At 45.2% G+C, this 19,562-nt stretch carries 14 protein-coding genes; 6 read left to right on the top strand and 8 right to left on the bottom strand.

Annotated elements, in window-relative coordinates:
* The first annotated feature begins 489 nt into the window (after positions 1-489).
* Together hcp and J4N37_RS10220 are read left to right on the top strand one after the other, a co-directional pair.
* Entirely contained in the window at positions 490-2,151 is a 1,662-nt protein-coding gene (gene hcp / locus J4N37_RS10215) for a hydroxylamine reductase (protein WP_038894779.1), read from the top strand.
* Between the two features lie 76 nt (positions 2,152-2,227).
* Complete coding sequence (locus tag J4N37_RS10220) at positions 2,228-3,271, top strand: FAD-binding oxidoreductase (RefSeq protein WP_252040833.1); 1,044 nt, start codon at positions 2,228-2,230, stop codon at positions 3,269-3,271.
* A 92-nt stretch (positions 3,272-3,363) separates the two neighbouring features.
* Here J4N37_RS10220 and J4N37_RS10225 read toward each other — a convergent pair whose 3' ends face one another.
* The 4 genes from J4N37_RS10225 to J4N37_RS10240 form a co-directional block, all read right to left on the bottom strand.
* Positions 3,364-4,296, bottom strand: coding sequence for a class I SAM-dependent methyltransferase (locus J4N37_RS10225; protein WP_252040835.1), 933 nt, complete (start codon positions 4,294-4,296; stop codon positions 3,364-3,366).
* 31 nt (positions 4,297-4,327) lie between these two features.
* Positions 4,328-5,020 carry a TIGR01621 family pseudouridine synthase gene (locus J4N37_RS10230; protein ID WP_252040837.1) on the bottom strand — a complete coding sequence of 231 codons (693 nt, stop codon included), beginning with the start codon at positions 5,018-5,020 and terminating at the stop codon, positions 4,328-4,330.
* 49 nt (positions 5,021-5,069) lie between these two features.
* Complete coding sequence (locus J4N37_RS10235) at positions 5,070-6,683, bottom strand: methyl-accepting chemotaxis protein (protein ID WP_252040839.1); 1,614 nt, start codon at positions 6,681-6,683, stop codon at positions 5,070-5,072.
* Positions 6,684-6,934: 251 nt separating this feature from the next.
* Positions 6,935-8,305: a sodium-dependent transporter gene (locus J4N37_RS10240; protein ID WP_252042134.1), complete on the bottom strand. Its 1,371-nt coding sequence runs from the start codon at positions 8,303-8,305 to the stop codon at positions 6,935-6,937.
* Positions 8,306-8,735: 430 nt separating this feature from the next.
* Between J4N37_RS10240 and cls the strand changes: the two genes are divergently transcribed.
* The 4 genes from cls (at position 8,736) to J4N37_RS10260 (ending at position 13,646) form a co-directional block, all read left to right on the top strand.
* Entirely contained in the window at positions 8,736-10,193 is a 1,458-nt protein-coding gene (gene cls / locus J4N37_RS10245; protein ID WP_010449085.1) for a cardiolipin synthase, read from the top strand.
* A gap of 190 nt (positions 10,194-10,383) precedes the next feature.
* Positions 10,384-11,589, top strand: coding sequence for a cystathionine beta-lyase (locus J4N37_RS10250; RefSeq protein ID WP_252040841.1), 1,206 nt, complete (start codon positions 10,384-10,386; stop codon positions 11,587-11,589).
* Between the two features lie 280 nt (positions 11,590-11,869).
* A complete protein-coding gene (locus J4N37_RS10255) occupies positions 11,870-12,772 on the top strand; it encodes an esterase/lipase family protein (RefSeq protein WP_171358494.1) in 903 nt (300 codons plus the stop codon).
* Positions 12,773-12,785: 13 nt separating this feature from the next.
* Positions 12,786-13,646: a lipase secretion chaperone gene (locus J4N37_RS10260; RefSeq protein ID WP_171358463.1), complete on the top strand. Its 861-nt coding sequence runs from the start codon at positions 12,786-12,788 to the stop codon at positions 13,644-13,646.
* On the opposite strand, the gene J4N37_RS10265 is transcribed toward J4N37_RS10260, so the two are convergent.
* From J4N37_RS10265 to J4N37_RS10280, 4 genes are all read right to left on the bottom strand, one after another.
* Positions 13,643-14,203, bottom strand: a complete 561-nt coding sequence (locus J4N37_RS10265; RefSeq protein ID WP_045388366.1) for a DNA-3-methyladenine glycosylase I — start codon at positions 14,201-14,203, stop codon at positions 13,643-13,645. The genes J4N37_RS10260 and J4N37_RS10265 overlap by 4 nt on opposite strands.
* Positions 14,204-14,272: 69 nt before the next feature.
* Complete coding sequence (vmeI, locus tag J4N37_RS10270; RefSeq protein ID WP_045388363.1) at positions 14,273-17,377, bottom strand: efflux RND transporter permease subunit VmeI; 3,105 nt, start codon at positions 17,375-17,377, stop codon at positions 14,273-14,275.
* Positions 17,374-18,459: an efflux RND transporter periplasmic adaptor subunit gene (locus J4N37_RS10275; RefSeq protein ID WP_045388360.1), complete on the bottom strand. Its 1,086-nt coding sequence runs from the start codon at positions 18,457-18,459 to the stop codon at positions 17,374-17,376. The genes vmeI and J4N37_RS10275 overlap by 4 nt, the downstream gene beginning before the upstream one ends.
* 1 nt (position 18,460) lies before the next feature.
* Positions 18,461-19,492, bottom strand: coding sequence for an efflux RND transporter periplasmic adaptor subunit (locus J4N37_RS10280; RefSeq protein WP_010449097.1), 1,032 nt, complete (start codon positions 19,490-19,492; stop codon positions 18,461-18,463).
* Between the last annotated feature and the right edge of the window lie 70 nt (positions 19,493-19,562).

The following is a 19,562-nucleotide window of genomic DNA, read 5'->3' on the forward strand; positions in this document are numbered from 1 at the left end:
GGATTCCGGATGGCTCACTTAGACTCGTCCGGAATAACGCTTAACACCAATGCACATGGGCTAGCTGTCCCATCTGGTTTCTCGCTTTTCATTCCCTCTTCCTCATTCAAAATAACTAAACCGCTCAAGTCTCCGCTTTGTTCTTATTCTTTATACTCATCAAGTTTTCAGTTGCCTTATTACGTCACTTCCGAAAACACCGAAAGAGCGCAATCGGGAATCTCTTTCTCCGCCCAACCTCATTAACTTTTCTTCTGTTTAACAAGTACTTCCACTTTCGATTGTTCGAGCGTTTCTCACGCGTTGTTTTTCTCATCACATCTGTATTTTCGTTGTCATTTGGACATCATTCGCGTTGTCACAATCACATCAATCACGCACTTCAAAAGCAACAAAATTATTTAAAATCAATAAGATAAAAATTGGCACGCATTCTGCTCTAAAAGGAAAAACAAAACGACTATTACTACAATCACTGGAGAACCCAATATGTTCTGTATTCAATGTGAACAGACAATCCAAACCCCGGCTGTAAAAGGCTGTTCTTTCGCACAAGGTATGTGTGGCAAAACTTCAGAGGTATCCGATCTACAAGACGTGTTGGTTTACACTCTGCAAGGGGTTTCTTTTTGGGCAGCACGCGCGCTTGAATTCAACATCATCAATGATGAAATCAACCAATGGGCTCCAAGAGCATTCTTCTCTACGTTGACTAACGTAAACTTCGATCCTGAACGTATCCTTGAGCTAACTTCTCAAGCAGCGACATACAAAGCACTGCTAAAAGACCAAGTTATGTCTGCCGCAACACTTGCTGACGAAGTCGTATTGAACGTACCTAACGTTGCGAACTTCGAGCTGCCAAACAGTGCAGAAGAAATCCTAGCATTTGCTCCTCAAGTGGCAGTAAACCGTGGTAAAGACCAAGTACACGAAGACGTTATCGGCCTACGCCTACTTTGCCTGTACGGTCTAAAAGGTGCTGCAGCATACATGGAGCACGCACGAGTACTTGAGCAAACCAACAACGATATCTTCGCCGAATACCACGAAATCATGGCTTGGCTTGGTACTGACCCAGAAGATCTAGGCGAGCTATTAGACTGCTCAATGCGCATTGGCCTTATGAACTACAAAGTGATGGAAATGCTGGATCACGGTGAAACAGCTACATTCGGTCACCCAGAGCCAACTACTGTTAACGTTAAGCCAGTGAAAGGCAAATGTATTCTTGTTTCCGGTCATGACCTTCACGACCTAGAGAAAATCCTGCAACAGACGGAAGGCAAAGGCATTAACGTTTACACCAACGGTGAAATGCTGCCTGCACACGGCTACCCAGAGCTGAAGAAGTACCCTCACCTAGTGGGTAACTACGGTAGTGCTTGGCAAAACCAACAGAAAGAGTTTGCTAACTTCCCTGGCGCGATTGTGATGACATCAAACTGCCTATTGAACCCGAACGTTGGCCAATACGCAGACCGTCTATTCACTCGTAGCATTGTTGGTTGGCCGGGTGTCGCTCACCTAGAAGGTGATGATTTTAGCCAAGTCGTTGAATGTGCATTAGCGCAAGAAGGCTTCCAGCACGACGAAATCGAACACAACATCACGGTTGGTTTCGGTCGCAACGCACTAATGAACGCAGCACCAGCGGTTATCGACCAAGTGAAGCAAGGCAATATCAAACACTTCTTCCTAGTAGGTGGTTGTGATGGTGACAAAGCAGAACGTAGCTACTACACCGACTTCACTGCAGAAGCACCAGAAGATACGCTAATCCTAACGCTGGCTTGTGGTAAATACCGCTTCAACAAAAACACATTTGGCGACATCAACGGCATCCCTCGCCTATTGGATGTGGGCCAATGTAACGATGCGTACTCAGCAATCCAGCTTGCACTGGCGCTTGCGAAAGAGTTCGATTGCGACATCAACGAGCTTCCTCTAACGCTTGTTCTGTCTTGGTTCGAGCAAAAAGCAATTGTAATCCTGCTTACGCTATTCGCTCTTGGTGTGAAAGGCATTTACACAGGTCCAACAGCGCCTGCATTCCTAACACCAAATTTGATTGCGATTATCCAAGAGAAGTTCGATATGCGCAGCATTGGCAATGTTCAGGACGACCTTAAAACCATCCTAGCAGCGTAATCGCCTCGCTTATCATGCGCCTCCTTAGTTGGGGGCGCTTTTATCTATTGAGTACTCGATAACCAAAGAGATTGTTATGTTTTTTGAATGGCAAGGCAGTCAACCTGTCACATTACGCTGTGTAGACAAATACCATGAAACTGCCGATGCAGTGAGCCTCAAGTTGGCAGACCTGTCAGAATCGCTCTTATTTGAATTTAAAGCGGGTCAGTTCATCAACCTTGGCGTTGAAATCGATGGCAAGATGGAGTTTCGTGCCTACTCTCTCAGCTCTCTTTCCGGTGACGATTGCCTGCAACTGACGATAAAGCGTGTCGAAGGTGGTAAGGTCTCCAACTACATCATCGATAAGCTTCTCATTGGCGATACGGTTCAAGCACTTCCTCCTACGGGTGATTTCAACTGCATTGATCATCCACCAATCGAGGTCAACGGTAGAAAGAAAGCACTGCTCATTAGTGCGGGCTGTGGCATTACGCCTGTATTCGCGATGGCAAAAGAATGGCTAGGCAACGACGTTGGTGTTGATATTGAGTTCCTGCACATTGCTCGTTCTAAGCCGGAAACCATCTACTTTGATTTACTAGAGACCTACCATTCGGTTTATCCAGATTTCAATTTGAAATTGCTGCTAAAAAACCGTGGTGAAACACTATACCCAGAAGGTCGTTTGAATACCGAGTGGTTAAAAGAACTGGTGCCCGACTTTAAACAGCGCACGGTTTATCTATGCGGTCCAAATCAGTTTATGCTTGATGTTCAAAGCTACTTGAGTGAGCTTGGCTTTGATATGGCGAACTTCTTCCAAGAAAGCTTTACTCCTGCTGCCAGTGAAGAAGCTGAAGTGTCAGATGAAAAGGCCAGTGTGTCAGTACCTGACTTTGCTCAAACGATCGATGCGCAAAAAGGTCAAGTCCTCGCAGACGTATTGGAAGGTGCTGGATTACCGTTGATCGTCGCTTGTCGAAGCGGCATTTGTGGCTCTTGTAAGTGTAAGGTTCGCAAAGGTAGCGTTTCTTCAACCAGCCTTGAAACATTGACCCCTGAAGAAATTGAGCAAGGCTATGTACTCGCCTGCTCTTCGATGATTGAATCCGATCTTGAAGTTCAGATTGGTTAAAACCGTTGATACGAACATTAAAAAAGCGCCGTGCTAGGCGCTTTTTGTTTATGGAAAAGTGTTATTAAACTCGGAAGTTTCTTTGCCTAAACTCAACTAAACAACAGAACTTTCAGTGCAGCTTCGCTATCTACATCCATAAACTCTGGCGGGTTATCCAAACGCTCGCGGAATGTCAGCTCTGGCGCTTCTTCCTTCATGCTTTCAATCAAGAAATCGCTGGTCACCGATGGAGAGTTAACACACGCTAACACCTGACCACCTTCTGCCAATAAATCTGGCAAACGGCGTAGAATCTTTTTGTAGTCTTTAGTTAGTGCAAAGCTGCCTTTCTGAAATGACGGCGGATCAATGATGATCATATCGTACTGACCCGACTTCTTAATCTTGCCCCACGATTTAAAAATATCGTGCCCCATAAAGCTCACTTGGTTGATGTTATGACCATTCAGCTTATGGTTCTCACGGCCTTTAGACAGCGACGCTTTCGCCATATCCACGTTAACCACTTTATCTGCGCCACCAGCAATAGCCGCCACAGAGAAGCCACAAGTATAAGCAAACAAGTTAAGTACGTTTTTGTGCTTGGCATTCTCACGAACCCAATCACGACCGTAACGCATATCAAGGAACAGACCGAAGTTCTGGTTACGACCGATGTCTAGCTGGTACTTTAAGCCACTCTCCTCAACCACAGGTCGAGCATCTAGCTCACCCAACAGAACTTCAGAAGGCGCGCCATCAGCGTAGCGATGTTGAATTGCGATCGTACGCCCCTGTTTCTCTGCCCACAGAGTAGATTCAGCTAACGCGTTCAATCCTGCTTTTAATTCGCTCAGAAACGCCTCATCCACTTCTTTAAATAGATTGATGATCAACTGACCTTGTAACCAATCACACGTAATTTGCTCTAAACCTTCGAAGCGGCGGCCACGACCGTGAAACAGTCGGCGGATTTCATTGGGAGCTTGTGTTAGCTCGGCTTCTAGATGCTGAAAAAACAGCGGAAGTTGTGATGCTTGCATCGAATTCTCTTATTCGTTTTCTTTGTGATGGTTATTTGATCGTAGGCCAGTTGAGTTCCCACGGAGAAAGCCAAGTATCGACACCTTGGGATACCGTTTCATTGTGCCATTTACTGCCAAGCGCTTTATGATCGCGTGGATCGCAAACAAAGCAATGTGTTTCATCTTGATACGGGAAGCACAACGAAAATGCATGCAAGTAGCCGCGGTCAGCGTCATTGCCTGCATTATAAATAGGATCGCCAACAATACCCGAGCCAACTGATTTTAATGCCACGCGAATTTGGTGTGTTTTGCCAGTGTGTGGCTTACATAAAAACAGACGTTCTCCTGGCTCTGCCGCTAGTGAGAAGAATTGGGTAATCGCTGGATTCGTTTTGCTGTTAACCAGTTTCCATGAAGAACGACGCGAGCGTTCCATGTCACCCACTACCAGCCCTTGCTTCTTCTTAGGCTTTTTCGAGCCAATCGCAAGATAGAACTTCTCGACTTCACGATCTGCAAATGCTTGCGACAACGCACTTGCTGCTTTTGCGTTACGACCCAAAAGCAAAATTCCAGACGTCATTTTGTCGAGGCGGTGAATAAGATACAACTGCTCATCACCACTTTGTTTTGCTACTTCTTGCAGCAACATAGTATCACCATCGTCCTTGTGTACTGAGACGTTGGGATGTTTATTGATGATCAGAAAATCTGGATGGATGTGTAGAATGTCGAACATAAAAAACTGGCTCCACGTTTGGAGCCAGAAGTATACCGATTCTAAGCAATTAGGCGAGCTTAAACTTGCCCACCAGCGCTTCCAGTTCTTGAACTTTACGGTTCAGACCTTCTACGCTTTGCGAGCTATCATTGGCCAATTGTAATGAACGGTTTGAGATATCGCTGATCGAGGTAATATCCGCAGCAATTTCTTTCGTCACTGCGGTTTGCTCTTCCGCCGCCGTCGCGATTGAGTTCACCATGCTTTGAACGTGCGCCGCACCCGAAACGATTTCTTCCAGTGAGTTCACTGCACCCGAGCTTTGACTCACACCAATTTCAACCAAACGACAGCCATCTTCGGTGTAAGTTACTGCCTCTTGAGTACCGACTTGAATCGCTTGGATGATCTCACCAACTTCTTGTGTTGCCTTTGTTGTGCGTTCAGCCAGAGCGCGTACTTCATCGGCAACCACAGCAAAGCCACGACCAAACTCACCTGCACGTGCCGCTTCAATCGCTGCGTTCAATGCCAGCAGGTTCGTCTGCTCTGCGATATCTTCAATCACTTTGATAACCGCGCCGATCTTCTCACCATGAGAGCCTAGACTGTTCATCTGCACCGACATATCCGACATCTGCTGAGATACCTGTTGAATGCTTTCCACCATCTCTACAATCACGGTGCGACCTTGTTCAGCGGTTGATTCCGACTTGCGTGCTTCTTCAAACGTCGCAGCACCCTGCTCGGCAACTTGAGAAATGGTCAAGCTCAGCTCTTCTGCCGCAGTCGCAATCAAGTTTGCTTTATCAGATTGGCTGCTAGCACCCGACACAATATCTTGGCTCACAACGGAAAGCTCACCGGTAACAGATTTCACCTCTTCCGACACGAGCGAAATCGAACCAATAAGACTGGTCAAAGACGCTTGCATCTTATTTAGTGACGTCGCGAGGTTAGCCAGCTCATCACCCGATTTATCCTCAATCGGATCGACGGTTAAATCCCCCTCTGCAACGCGCTGCGCCAACTCATCGAGTTTGCTCAGACGGTTGGTGATTGAATTCGACAGCAAGTAAGCGATTACCGCAGTGGCGACTAACGCGATAGAACCTAGAACATAGATTGTGTTTTCAATACTGGTAAACGAATCAGAAAGATTTAACAACGCTTCACTGGTACTTTCTCTCCCGTCCATTGATGCCGCATCCAAGATTGCCTCAATCGGTGCTAAGTTTGCATCATAGAGTGAACGGAGTTTCGCGACATTTTGCTCAACATTTTCACGGCCCAAATTAGTGAGAATCTGAGTTTCAAAATCTTGTGTGAAGGTTTTCATATAGCGCTCAGCCTTTTCAACATTGCGGTAGTCCTCTCCGCCTACTGTTTCTAAAAGCTTAACGTCTTCTATGGCTGCGGCGAATTCTCCTTTGTTTTGTTGGTAATCCGCTTTGGCTCCCGGCACGTCAACAATTGCGCCTAATGCATCTCGATACACATCTCCGGCTTCATCAATTAAAATTAAGTACTGAACAGTTTCAGGAACATCGTCCGTCCTTACCTCGTCAGCCACTTCGTGCGAGCTCAATACTTCTAATGTGATAATTCCAATCATGACCAGCATAATGGCTAATATTGAACCAAAGCTCGCATACAGCTTTTTACGAACAGACATTTTCATCTAATTACTTTCCTATAAACATTCTTACGCTTATTCAATAAACATAAGAAATCACGCAAATTCTGTAAGGCTTATCGGAATGCCACTCGATAACTTTAATCGCGTTTTTTGTGATTCAAATCACTATGCGAGCTAGTTCACAATAAACCTATGAATTTAGTATTAAAAACATCAAATATATAAATTTAGAAAATAAAAAAGCGGAAGCCCCTAAGGGGCTTCCGCTGTTAATTTTAAAAGATCTGGGTAAGTTATAACTTCTTAGAGAAGATACCCGCTAGTGCAATAATACCGATACCTAGTAACATGATTTCGCCTTTACCGCTGTCGAAACCAGACTTGATACCCATGAAGGCTACGATAGCGATAGCAACTGGGATTACGTATTTAACTAGGTTGTACCATAGACCAAATAGTGGGAAAGATACTTGACCGTCGTTCGTGATTTCTTTCTCAAGCTCAGCACGGTTCAGGCGCCAGCCAGCAAAGATACATACCAACATACCGCCAACCGCTAGGAAGATCTTATCCGTTAGTAGGTCGAAGATATCAAATGCGCCCGTACCGAATAGTGTTGGACCAACACCACCAAGTGATAGCGATGCGAACACACACAGTGTCGCCATTACAACACTTGCAGAGATAACCGCTGTTGAACGCTTCAGACCTTTCTCATCGATTAGGTAAGAAACCACAACCTCTAGCAGAGATACTGAAGACGTCAGTGCCGCTACTGTTAGACCAATGAAGAACATTAGAGCAAATAGAAGACCAATTACGCCGCCCATTTCAGCAAACAGTTGAGGTACAACTACGAATACTAGACCCGGACCTGCTGCTGGCTCCATACCGAATGCGAACATTGCTGGGAACATTGCTACACCCGCTAGGATTGCAACACCTGTGTCCATTGCCGTAACCATACCGGTTGTTTGAACTAGGTTCTCTTTCTTCTTCAGGTAAGAACCGTAAGTCATCATACAACCCATACCTAGACTTAGAGAGAAGAATGCCTGACCTAGCGCCGCTAGAACGACATTGCTGTCTACTTTCGAGAAGTCTGGCATGAATAAGAACTCAAGACCTGCCATTGCGCCCGGTAGCATCAGACCTTTCACTGATACAACGATCAGGATAAGGAATAGAAGAGGCATTAGGATTTTACCCGCTTTCTCGATACCGCCTGAAATACCTTTCATTACGATAATGATGTTTAAGAACAGGTAAACACCCATCCACATTAGCGGTTGAACTGGATCAGAAATGAATCCGCCGAAGCTGTCACCAATGGCTTCAGGAGCACTTAGTAGGCCACCACCTACTTTAAAGATGTACGCTAGCGCCCAGCCACCTACTACAGGGTAGAAACCCATGATCAGTAGACCACTTAGTACGCCGATAACACCCGTAAATGTCCAACGACGGTCAGTAGATTTGAAAGCACCTACTGCTGAAAGACCTGTCTTACGACCAATAGCGAATTCAGTAAGCATTACGCTAAAGCCGATAAAAATAACAAATAGAAGGTAGATTGCAACGAACGCACCGCCGCCACTCTCACCTGCAGTGTAAGGGAATTTCCATATATTGCCTAAACCGACAGCGGAACCCGCTGCTGCCATTACGAAGCCTAGTTTAGACCCCCACGTATCACGTGGTGCTGCTGTATTAGTTGTAGCCACGCTTCTTCTCCAAAATAGTTATGTTGTGTATGCATAGAGATAGGCGTCGAAAATGTTGTGTAAAAAAAAGTATACACTTTATAAGATGTTTGTGTGACGCTCTATGTATGGCAAGTAAAGCAGTTTCAAATTAGAATTGGAACCCCAAAAGTTACATTTATCGAACAATTGTAACTTCACGCACGTTAAATGCTGCTTTTTTAGCCAAAAGTTAAGAAAAAACCTTATTTTTTACACAAAAATAACAGATAGCCCTGTTATAAATTTCACTCCTTGATACAAAATCCTCTGCACTTTCCCAATTAAAAATTGTTCCCCGAATTTGGTTTTGCGCTTAGTATCCATATTGGGCTTATTACTTTTGGCATTTATGGACAAGTTCTATCATTTTCTCACCCTTGCTAGCATCGGGCTTTATTGGTTCCTAGTCGCTGGTGTTACTATCCGTGTCGTATTAAAACGTCGCGCTGTTAGCGTTTCTCTTGCATGGCTGATGGTCATCTACATCGTGCCTGTGCTTGGCGTTGCCTGTTATTTCCTATTCGGTGAGCTTAACCTTGGTCGAAAACGTGCTGAACGTGCCAAAGTGATGTTCACACCGTTCCAACAATGGTTTACTCAGTTAAATGATTGTAACGCACATGTTCCTGAAGCAATGGGGCGTCATATCTACCGCATTGACGAACTGTGTAACAACCGTTTAGGCCTTCCTGCACTGAGTGGCAACACTCTCTCACTTCAACAGTCTCCAGATGAGATTCTTCACTCCATCATCGAAGATATTGAAAACGCACAGCATAGCATTCGAATGGTTTTCTACATTTGGCACCCTGGCGGATTGGCCGACTCGGTGGCTTCAGCCCTAATCCAGGCCGCAAAACGTGGCGTAGACGTAAAGCTGTTGCTCGACTCTGCCGGCAGCCCGCGCTTCTTTCGGAGTCATTGGTACAAGATGATGAAAGATGCGGGCATTGATGTGGTGCAAGCATTAGAAGTAAAAATGTGGCGTATTTTCTTACGCCGTTTGGATTTGCGTCAGCATCGTAAGATCATCGTGATTGATGATGAGATCGCCTACACTGGTTCGATGAACCTAGTAGACCCAGCTTTCTTCAAGCAAAGTAGCGGCGTTGGTCAGTGGATCGATATCATGGTCCGTATTACCGGCCCTACTGTTAACGTGTTAAGTGCTATTCATTGTTGGGATTGGGAAGTAGAAACAGGTGAGCGTCAGCTACCTAAACACCCTGAATGTCGCATTGACAATAGCGATGAATTTCAACATCCGATTCAAGTGGTTCCATCAGGGCCAGGGATGCCGGAGTATCTGATTTACCAGGTATTGACCTTAGCAATCAACCAAGCGAACCGTTCACTGAGAATCACAACACCTTATTTTGTCCCAAGTGCCGATCTTCTTGAAACGCTTAAAATGACCGCACAACGTGGTGTAGAAGTTGAACTCATCATCCCACATAAAAATGATTCCATGATGGTTCAATGGGCATCAAGAGCTTTCTACAGTGAGTTAATGGCGGCAGGAGTAAAGATCTACGAATTCTATGGCGGCCTGCTGCACACCAAATCGGTGGTAATTGACGACCAGTTCTGTTTGGTCGGCACAGTCAATATGGATATGCGCAGCTTATGGCTGAACTTCGAAGTTACGCTTGCGGTAGACGATGAAGAGTTCACAAAACAGATGTCATGGCTGCAAGATACTTACATCAAACAGTCACACACTGTCTGCAAAGACGAGTGGAAAAAGCGCAGTATCTTTTCTCGTTTCTTAGAGCGTGTTTTCTATTTATTTAACCCGCTACTTTAATAAATAAGATAAAGCCGCTAAATCTCAACAAAACCGACAGATTGATGCTGTCGGTTTTCTTTTTTACGCCCTATACCACTGTTTTTCGAGTGATGCTCGGACAAGTCGTTTCATTTCTATTTTTCCCTTGCAAACCACCCTTGGTCCATGTTTTAAATATTGAAAATTGTAATTTAGACAGGGAATTTTTATGTCAGAAGGCAAAAAGACCAAACTCGTCACCGCTGGCCGCGATAAGAAGTGGACAAATGGCGTGGTAAACCCTCCGGTACAGAGAGCTTCTACCATCGTATTTGATACCGTTGCGGAAAAGAATCAAGCGATGATCAACCGTGCAAACAAGACCCTGTTCTATGGACGCCGCGGCACAAACACGCACTTTGCCTTTCAAGATGCCATGGTGGAAGTGGAAGGCGGCGCAGGTTGTGCTCTCTACCCATGCGGTACAGCAGCGATTTCTAATGCCATCCTGTCTTTTGTCGAAACGGGCGACCACATTTTAATGGTGGATACCTGTTATGAACCAACCCGCGACTTCTGTGACACCATCATGAAGAAGATGGGCGTCGAGACGACTTACTTTGATCCTATGATTGGTGATGGTATTCGTGAACTTATTCAACCGAATACCAAAATCCTTTTCCTTGAATCTCCTGGCTCGATCACCATGGAAGTGATGGACGTTCCTACTCTGGCAAACATCGCACATGAACAAGACATCATCGTAATGTTGGATAACACCTGGGGCGCGGGCGTGAACTTCTCTCCATTTAAGCACGGCGTTGATATCTCGATCCAAGCCGCGACCAAATACATTGTTGGTCACTCAGATGTGATGTTGGGTACTGCGGTCGCGTCTGAGAAGTACTGGGATCAATTACGTGAGCAAAGCTACCTAATGGGTCAGTGCGTTTCTCCTGATGATGCATACCTTGGTCTGCGAGGTATTCGTACTCTGGATGTTCGCTTACGCCAGCATGCAGAGAACAGCCTGAAAGTCGCACAGTGGTTGGCAAGCCGCCCTGAAGTCGATCACGTTCGTCACCCTGCTCTAGAAAGCTGCCCTGGTCATGAGTTCTTTAAACGCGACTTTACTGGCGGTAATGGCTTGTTCTCATTCGTATTGAAAAGCTCGTATCCGAAAGCAACCACAGCATTATTGGATGGCATGAAGCACTTCAGCATGGGTTATTCATGGGGTGGTTTTGAGAGTTTGATTTTAGCTAACGAGCCAAAGAGCTTTAACAGCTTGCGTACAGTGGCGAACCCAAACTTCGAAGGCACACTTGTCCGTCTGCACATCGGTCTTGAAGATGTTGAAGATCTCATTGCCGATCTTGAAGCTGGCTTTGCTCGATACAATGCATTAGTGCTAGAAAAAGAAGCCTCTTTATAAGCATTCAGAACAATTATTAAATAGCCTCGTACTGCGAGGCTATTTTTTTACCTCTCATTATAGAGTTACTAACTCATTGTCTTAATTAGAATTAACTAATATTCCAATATTCATCAATCCTATGTTAATTGAATCTGTTGATTTTCTTTTGAGTAATCACAGATTAAAACAATGTGCCACAAACGAACTTCTCAACCGCAAAACTTATCTCCTATTTTATAAAACTCATAAGAGGTCATACCACAAGGAGATAGTTTTGAAACTCAGATTCATAACAACAATGCTTTTCGTTTTAAGCACCCTACCTTTTGCATCTGCCAACGCCAGTGGTTACACAGAAACCAAATACCCCATCGTACTTGTCCATGGTTTATTTGGTTTTGATTCCCTTGCCGGAGTCGATTACTTCTATGGCATCCCACATGCTCTAACGAAAGATGGCGCGACGGTTTATGTCGCTCAAGTCTCCGCAACCAACAGCAGTGAAGCACGTGGAGAGCAGCTCTTGGCTCAAGTAGAAACGTTGCTTGCTGCTACAGGCGCGGAAAAGGTCAATTTGATTGGGCACAGCCATGGTGGACCAACAACACGTTATGTTGCTTCTGTACGCCCAGATTTAGTGGCGTCCGTTACCAGTATTGGAGGGGTGAACAAAGGATCAAAAGTAGCTGATATTGTGCGTGGAACGGTCCCTGAAGGCTCCATCAGTGAAGGTGTCGCGGTGAAGCTAGCAGAAGGGCTAGTGACTCTCATTAATCTACTTTCCGGTGGCACTGATCTCGACCAAGACCCACTAGCTTCCTTAGCGGCACTAACCACCGAAGGTTCTTTGGCGTTCAACCAGCATTACCCTGAAGGCATTCCAACCAGTGAGTGTGGAGATGGAGACCTATTGGCGTCTAACGGTGTGCATTACTACTCATGGACTGGCTCTTCCAACTTTACCAACCTGTTTGATCCAACAGACGGCGCAATGGTGGTTTTAGGTTTGGCGTTTGATCGTCCAAATGATGGTCTCGTGGGCACGTGCAGCACTCACTTGGGGAAAGTGATTCGTGATGATTACAAGATGAATCATCTGGATGAAATCAACGGGCTGCTAGGTATCCATCATTTGTTCGAAACGGATCCAGTCACATTGTATCGCCAACATGCAAACCGCCTAAAACAACAAGGTCTATAAGAAGGAAGCCATTATGAAGAAAGTCGCTCTCATAACCTTATTCATCATATCACTCATTGGTGTAGGAGCGGCTTATCTGTTTCCATCGTCTCCACCTTCACAACTTATAAAAGCTCAGTCACAGCAGGACACCAGTATTGATCTCTCTTCTCAAAAAGACTTCTTTGAATACACTCTGAGCGGTCTAGGAGAACAAAGCCTTGAAGAAATCAAAGCCAACGTAAAAACTGGTGAATCACAACTAGATTCACTGGGTATCAGCGCAGAACTGTTCGAAACTTACCTAGTCTACAAAGAAGCGTTATCCAAGCTAGAACCGTTCGAAGGAAATTCGTTGTCATTAAACGAACTGAAGCAGCTAAATGATGCAATCTTAGTGATGCAAAGCGCGTTTTTTACTGACGAACAAATTGCTCAACTTTTCGATGCAGAAAATCGCTTACGCCAGTTAGCAGTAGATAAACTCGCCATTCGAGAAACCGAATTAGACGCTGATTCTCAACAACAAATGCTTGAAGAAAACCTCGCCTCTCAACCTAAGTACATTCAACAAAGCGAGCGCAACAACGCGCTAGTGATTGAACTAAATCAGACCTCGGAAATGCCTGCACAGGAGAAGTATTTGGCTCGTGTTGATTTGGTGGGTGAAGAAGGCGCGGAACGACTACAAGCTCTGGATGAACAACGAGCCTCGTTTAACGCATCACTCAACGATTATTTAGAGAAACGTGCGGAGATCATCAACAATGATTTCCTCGGCGAAGAAGAAAAGAAAACAGAAATCGCCGGATTAAGAGAACAAAGCTTCGAGCAAAACCAATGGCGTCGCGTCGAAGCTTTAGAAAGGATTCATGACAGTGAATCTAAAAACTAATTCAGTTTTTTAGGACAACCAACAATATGGTCATCTACCATGCCTACTGCTTGCATAAAGGCGTAGCAAATCGTCTCACCAACAAACTTAAAACCTTTCTTTTTGAGGAACTTACTCATCGCTTTGGATTGTTCTGTCGATACTGGCACTTGGCTCATGTCTGTCCAGTGATTCACAATTGGCTTGCCATCAACAAATTGCCATAAGGCTGCAGAAAGGCTTCCGTATTCTTCTATCAATTGCTTTGCCGCTTTAGCGTTGCTAAATACTGAGTTGATTTTGCCTCGATGTTTAACCACGTCGAAGTTTTCAACAATGAACTCTGTACGTACTTCATCGCGTTGGATCAGCTTGTCCAAGTCATAGTTTTCAAACGCCTCTCGATAACCTTCGCGTTTTTTCAAAATCGTAATCCAACTTAAGCCGGCTTGAGCACCTTCTAACGTGATGAATTCAAACAATACCGTATCGTCGTGTACAGGCACACCCCATTCAGCATCGTGATATTCGCGTTCAAGTGGATGGGTCATCGCCCATGCACACGTATTCTGTTCCATATTTAATCCTTATAAAAACGCCTCTGACGTTAGCCAGAGGCGTTTTAGAACGTTACTTAAACTAAGCCGTTACTTAGGCACTGCCACCTTGTGGAATAGACGATACAACACTGGCACAACAACTAATGTCAGTATGGTCGCAAAACCTAAACCAAACATGATCGTTACCGCCATAGGTTTGAAGAAGATATCCGGTAGCAGCGGAATCAACCCCAAAATAGTAGTAATCGCTGCCATACATACTGGACGGACACGGCTTACTGCCGCATCAACAACCGCGTCGTACGCTTCTTTACCCGATTTCATCTCAATCTCAATTTGATCAAGCAGTACGATACCGTTTTTCAGTACCATCCCTGACAAGCTCAAAAATCCAAGGAGCGCCATAAACCCAAACGGTGTATTCAAGGCAAGTAGACCAGTTGTAACACCGATTAATGCCAGAGGCACCGTCAGCCAAACAATCAGCGGCTCTTTGATTGAGTTAAACAAGAAGATAGTGATCAAGAACATGAACAAGTAGCCCATTGGCATCGTTGTGAACAACGACGCCTTCGCATCGCCTGATGACTCGTACTCACCACCCCACTCTAGTGAGTAACCTGGTGGCATTTCGATTGCTTCAATCTGAGTCTGTAAACGTTTTTGCAAGGTCGCCGCAGTCTCTTGACCCAAAATATCTGGATCTGCCATAACCGTCAGCATACGTTTGCGGTTCTTACGCACAATGATTGGATCTTCCCAACGCATGTCGTAGCCCATGGTTACTTGTTGTAGTGGAATAAACTCACTCTGAGCTGGGCTCCAAATTTTCATACCCTCGATGTTACGGATGTCAATGCGTTCATCTTCAGGAAGACGAGCGACGATTGGCATCAGGGTTGTACCATCACGGTATAGACCAACGTTCATACCAGAGAATGACATCGACAAGAAATCGTCTACATCTGATTTGGTGATACCGTAACGACGAGCTTGGCTCTCATTGAATTTAGGCTCTAGTACTTGCGTACGTTCACGCCAGTCATGACGAATGTTCGTCGCACCAGGATCCGCGTACATTATGTCCATAACTTGAGCGGCAAGAGTGCGAAGTACGGTAGGATCTGAACCGATGATACGAGCTTCAATTTTCGCGCCGCCACCAGGACCCAATTCAATTTGCTTCAGCTTATAATTGATCTCTGGATAGTTCGCTTTTATATGCGCTCTGAATCGCTCCATCAATGGCGCTAACGCTTCGTAGTTATCCATTCGTGTGGTAATTTCACCGTACGCGGCATAGCTCTTTTCTGGAGCATACGTCAGCATAAAACGTTGCAGGCCCTTACCGGCTGTCGTCGTAATATGATCGACATGGTCCTGTTTTGCTAACCAGCCCTCTAACTCTTTTAGTTTTGCATTAGTAGCACGAATATCCGTCCCTTCCGGTAACCAAACATCTACCTGGAAGATAGGTGTGGTTGATGATGGGAAGAATGCTTGTTTCACAAAGGTAAAGCCATAAATACTTGCAGCAAGGCCCGCAACCAAAACAATGACTGTTAGCCAAGCTCGGCGCATACAAAACTCAAGGAAGTTCTTGTACATAACAAAGATAATGCCGTTGTAAGGGTCATTATCTTCGCCCTCCCCACTCTTTATTTTCTGACCTTTGAAAAAGATATCAGCAAAAAATGGGGTTAATGATATCGCCGTAAACCAACTCAGCATTAAAGAAACGAGCAGTACCGTAAATAAGGTTCCACAGTACTCACCCGTTGAGTCTTCAGACAAACCAATCGGAGCAAAGGCGGTTACTGCGATAACCGTAGCACCCAACAAAGGCCATTTGGTCTGGGTTACGATATCAGTGGCAGCCTGTAGCCTCGTTCGCCCTTTCTGGGTACCAATCAGTATCCCTTCCACCACCACGATGGCGTTATCCACCAGCATACCCAGTGCGATAACCAAAGCACCGAGAGATATACGCTGCAAGTCGATGGCTAGGTACTTCATAAAAATAAAGGTACCCAGAACCGTCAATAGCAAGATCAAACCAATTAGCAGACCAGATCTAAGCCCCATAAAGAACAGTAATACGATGATTACGATACCAACCGCTTGCGCTAAGCTGACAACGAACCCGCTCACTGATTTGTCTACTTCTTTCGGCTGACTGTATATCTCCGAGATTTCAACACCAACAGGTTGTTGATATTTCAGCTCAGCAAGGCGGCGGTCAAATGATTTTCCGACTTCAACCACGTTAACGCCTTGCGCGAACGATACACCAACATTCAGAGCTAAGTTACCGTTAAAGTTGATGATATTCGTTGGTACATCAACATACCCACGCTTGATATCTGCTACGTCTTTCAAAAAGATCAAGCCTTGCGCACCGGACTCGGTTAGCAACAAGTCCCCTAACTCATCAACACTTTGAAACTCACCTGTTGGTTGGATACGAATATATTCGTTACCAATTCGGATTGCACCCGCATCCGAAACCACGTTCTGCGTAGACAATAGATTGAAGACTGTATTTGGTGACAAGCCGAGACTGCTTAATTTCTTCATCGAAATCTCAATGAAGACTTGCTCTTGCTGCTGCCCTGACACTGAGACTTTACTAACACCATCAACTAATTCGAGTTCACGCCTTAAATAGTCAACGTAATCGAGTAGCTCTTTGTAGCTGTAACCATCACCAGTCACCGCAAGCAAGATCCCGTATACATCACCAAAGTCATCAATGACCGAAGGATCGTTTACGCCCGGAGGCAAAGATCCCTTCAAATCATTCACTTTACGACGTAATTCATCCCAAATCTGCGGTAAGTCATCTGGACCGTAGTTATTCTTCATTGTCACAGTGATCTGCGACAGACCACGGCTGGAAATCGAGTTAACCTCATCCACATAAGTTAACTGCTGAATGGCCTTTTCGAGCGGGTACGTTACTTCCTCTTCCACTTGTTGAGGCGTCGCTCCTGGGTACGACGTAACAACCATTGCATCTTTGATGGTAAAAGCAGGGTCTTCAAGACGGCCTAAACCAAAGAATGCTGCAGTACCACCAATCAAAAAGATCAATGAAACCATCCAACTGATTACACGGTTACGGATAAAATACGCTGCAATACCCGTTACATTATCATCGTCTTGAGGCGCACTATTATTTTGCTCACTCATTGCGTTGCCTCCTGCTTGATTACTTCCACTTTAATGCCATCTCTCAATCGAGATAAACCGGCCACAACCACTTTGTCATCAAGCTCTAAGCCGTCGAGGATTTGGACCGACGTTTGTGAGGCTTTACCCGCTCGTACCTTTTGGCGACTGACGGTATTATCGTCGTTCAATACCCATACAAATTTGTTTTCTCGGCTTAACTCATCACCATCAGCATTGAAAATTGCTTCAATCGGCACGTTGATACCAACATTGAGTTCCAAACCAACATTTTTGTCTTTAGATGTCACATCCACAGCCATACCATCAAGAATGTACTCATCTTCAGGCATCGGCAAAGAAAGCGTAACGGTGAACGTACCCGTATTAGGATCAGGTTCAGTGGTAAATTCTTTGATTCTTGCTTCATATTCATTACCACTCGGTACACGAACAACCGCATTAATCGTAGTCAACCGCTCTTCTGTTGGTGGCTGACTCACATACAATCGATCCGGAAGCTGAATTAAAACTTCAACTCGTTCCACTGAGTGAATGTTTACGATGTACTGACCTACCTTGATGTTTTCAAATTGATCGACATTAACTCGCGAGATGATGCCATCAACTGGGGCTTTTAGTGTGGTAAAAGACAAACGCAGTTTTGCCAGTTCTAACTCTGCAAGTGCAATTTGTCGTTGCGCTGCAATTTCATCAAATTGAGATTTCGCCAATAATCCCTTCTTTACCAAAGGCGCGGAACGACGATATTGGCTATCAACCACGGAAAAGCGAGCCGAGGCGTTATCAACATCCAATTGGTAGTCAGTTGGATCCAACTTCGCGATTACATCTCCTTTTACGACCCTGTCACCTTCTTTGACTAAGACACGGCTCACCTCTCCTGCTACACGAAAACTCAAGTGAGAACGATCGGCAGCGTTAGCGATAGCAGGGAAGTACAGGTTATCATCCACTTTCATTCCTTCTAATGAAGCAACACGGACGCGCGGTGTTTCAACCTCTCTCTCTGTGCCCTTGTCACCACATCCCGCTAACAACACGGCAGAACAGAGAGCCGTTAAAGCTAAGATTACTTTCATATTACAATCCTCGCTCCTTAACCCACTCGCGAACCTTGATCCCTGACTCAATCACGTTCACACCAGAGATGATGATTTGATCTCCATCATCCAAGCCTTCTTCAATTTGCTGCTTTTCGTTCAACGTGACTGAGACTTTCTCAACAATACCTTGTTCATTCACGCGCCAAACGCAAGTTTTGCCATCTTCAGTAAACAAAGCTGAATCAGGAATCTTGGTCACACCAGCATTTTCAGAGACTAAGTGAACGTTACCGGACATACCCGGTAAGATACCCACACCTTCTGGGCGATCCATGACCATCGTCACCTTATAGCTGCCGGTTTTAGGATCGGCTTCGGTATCAATTTCTTGGAAAGTGAGTTCAAAAGAACGCTCAGGAAACGCGTCAAAAGTCATCGTCGCGAAGGCATTGGCACCTTGAGTGAACTTACTCAACAGGTGATCAGGCAGCTGGAACAGCACTTTCATCACTTGGTTAGTTTGAATGTTCATGACACCTTCTTTAGCGGCCACGAACTCATGGTTTTCGGCTGGCAGATAGGAAATAGTGCCATCGTAAGGCGCAACAAGTTTTGTGTATCTTAGGTTTGCTTTGGCTTGGTCCCACTGTGCTTTTGCGGAATTATGATTGGCTTTTGCCGCATCGAAGTCTTGTTCAGATACCACCTGCTCTTTGCGAAGCTTTTTCGAACGTTCGTATTGAACGTCGGCTAAGGTGTAATTAGCACGGGCTTGTTTTTCGAGGAGTGAATACTCGTCAGGGTTGAGTACCGCGAGCACGTCGCCTTTTTTAACCATTTGCCCTGCATTCACTTCTATCGATTGAAGTAAGCCAGGCACTCGGAATGCGAGTACTGCTCGGTCGCCGGCTTCTGTGGTGGCAGGAAAATGTCTTTCAAACTGGGCATTGCCTACAGAGACCGTGAAGAGCTTTGCGGGCCGTGATTCGGGTTCAGGGACAGGAGGCAGTTCTTTCCCACATCCAGATAGAACCGTCATGACCGCTAAGGGAATGAGCGCTTTTCTCATGTGAATTCATCCATTTAACATCCATTCTATTTAAGGTAGATGAATTTATGGTGTTCTTCTAGAGAAGGAA

Source organism: Vibrio sp. SCSIO 43153 (assembly GCF_023716625.1).
In the GTDB taxonomy this organism is placed as follows: domain Bacteria; phylum Pseudomonadota; class Gammaproteobacteria; order Enterobacterales; family Vibrionaceae; genus Vibrio; species Vibrio rotiferianus.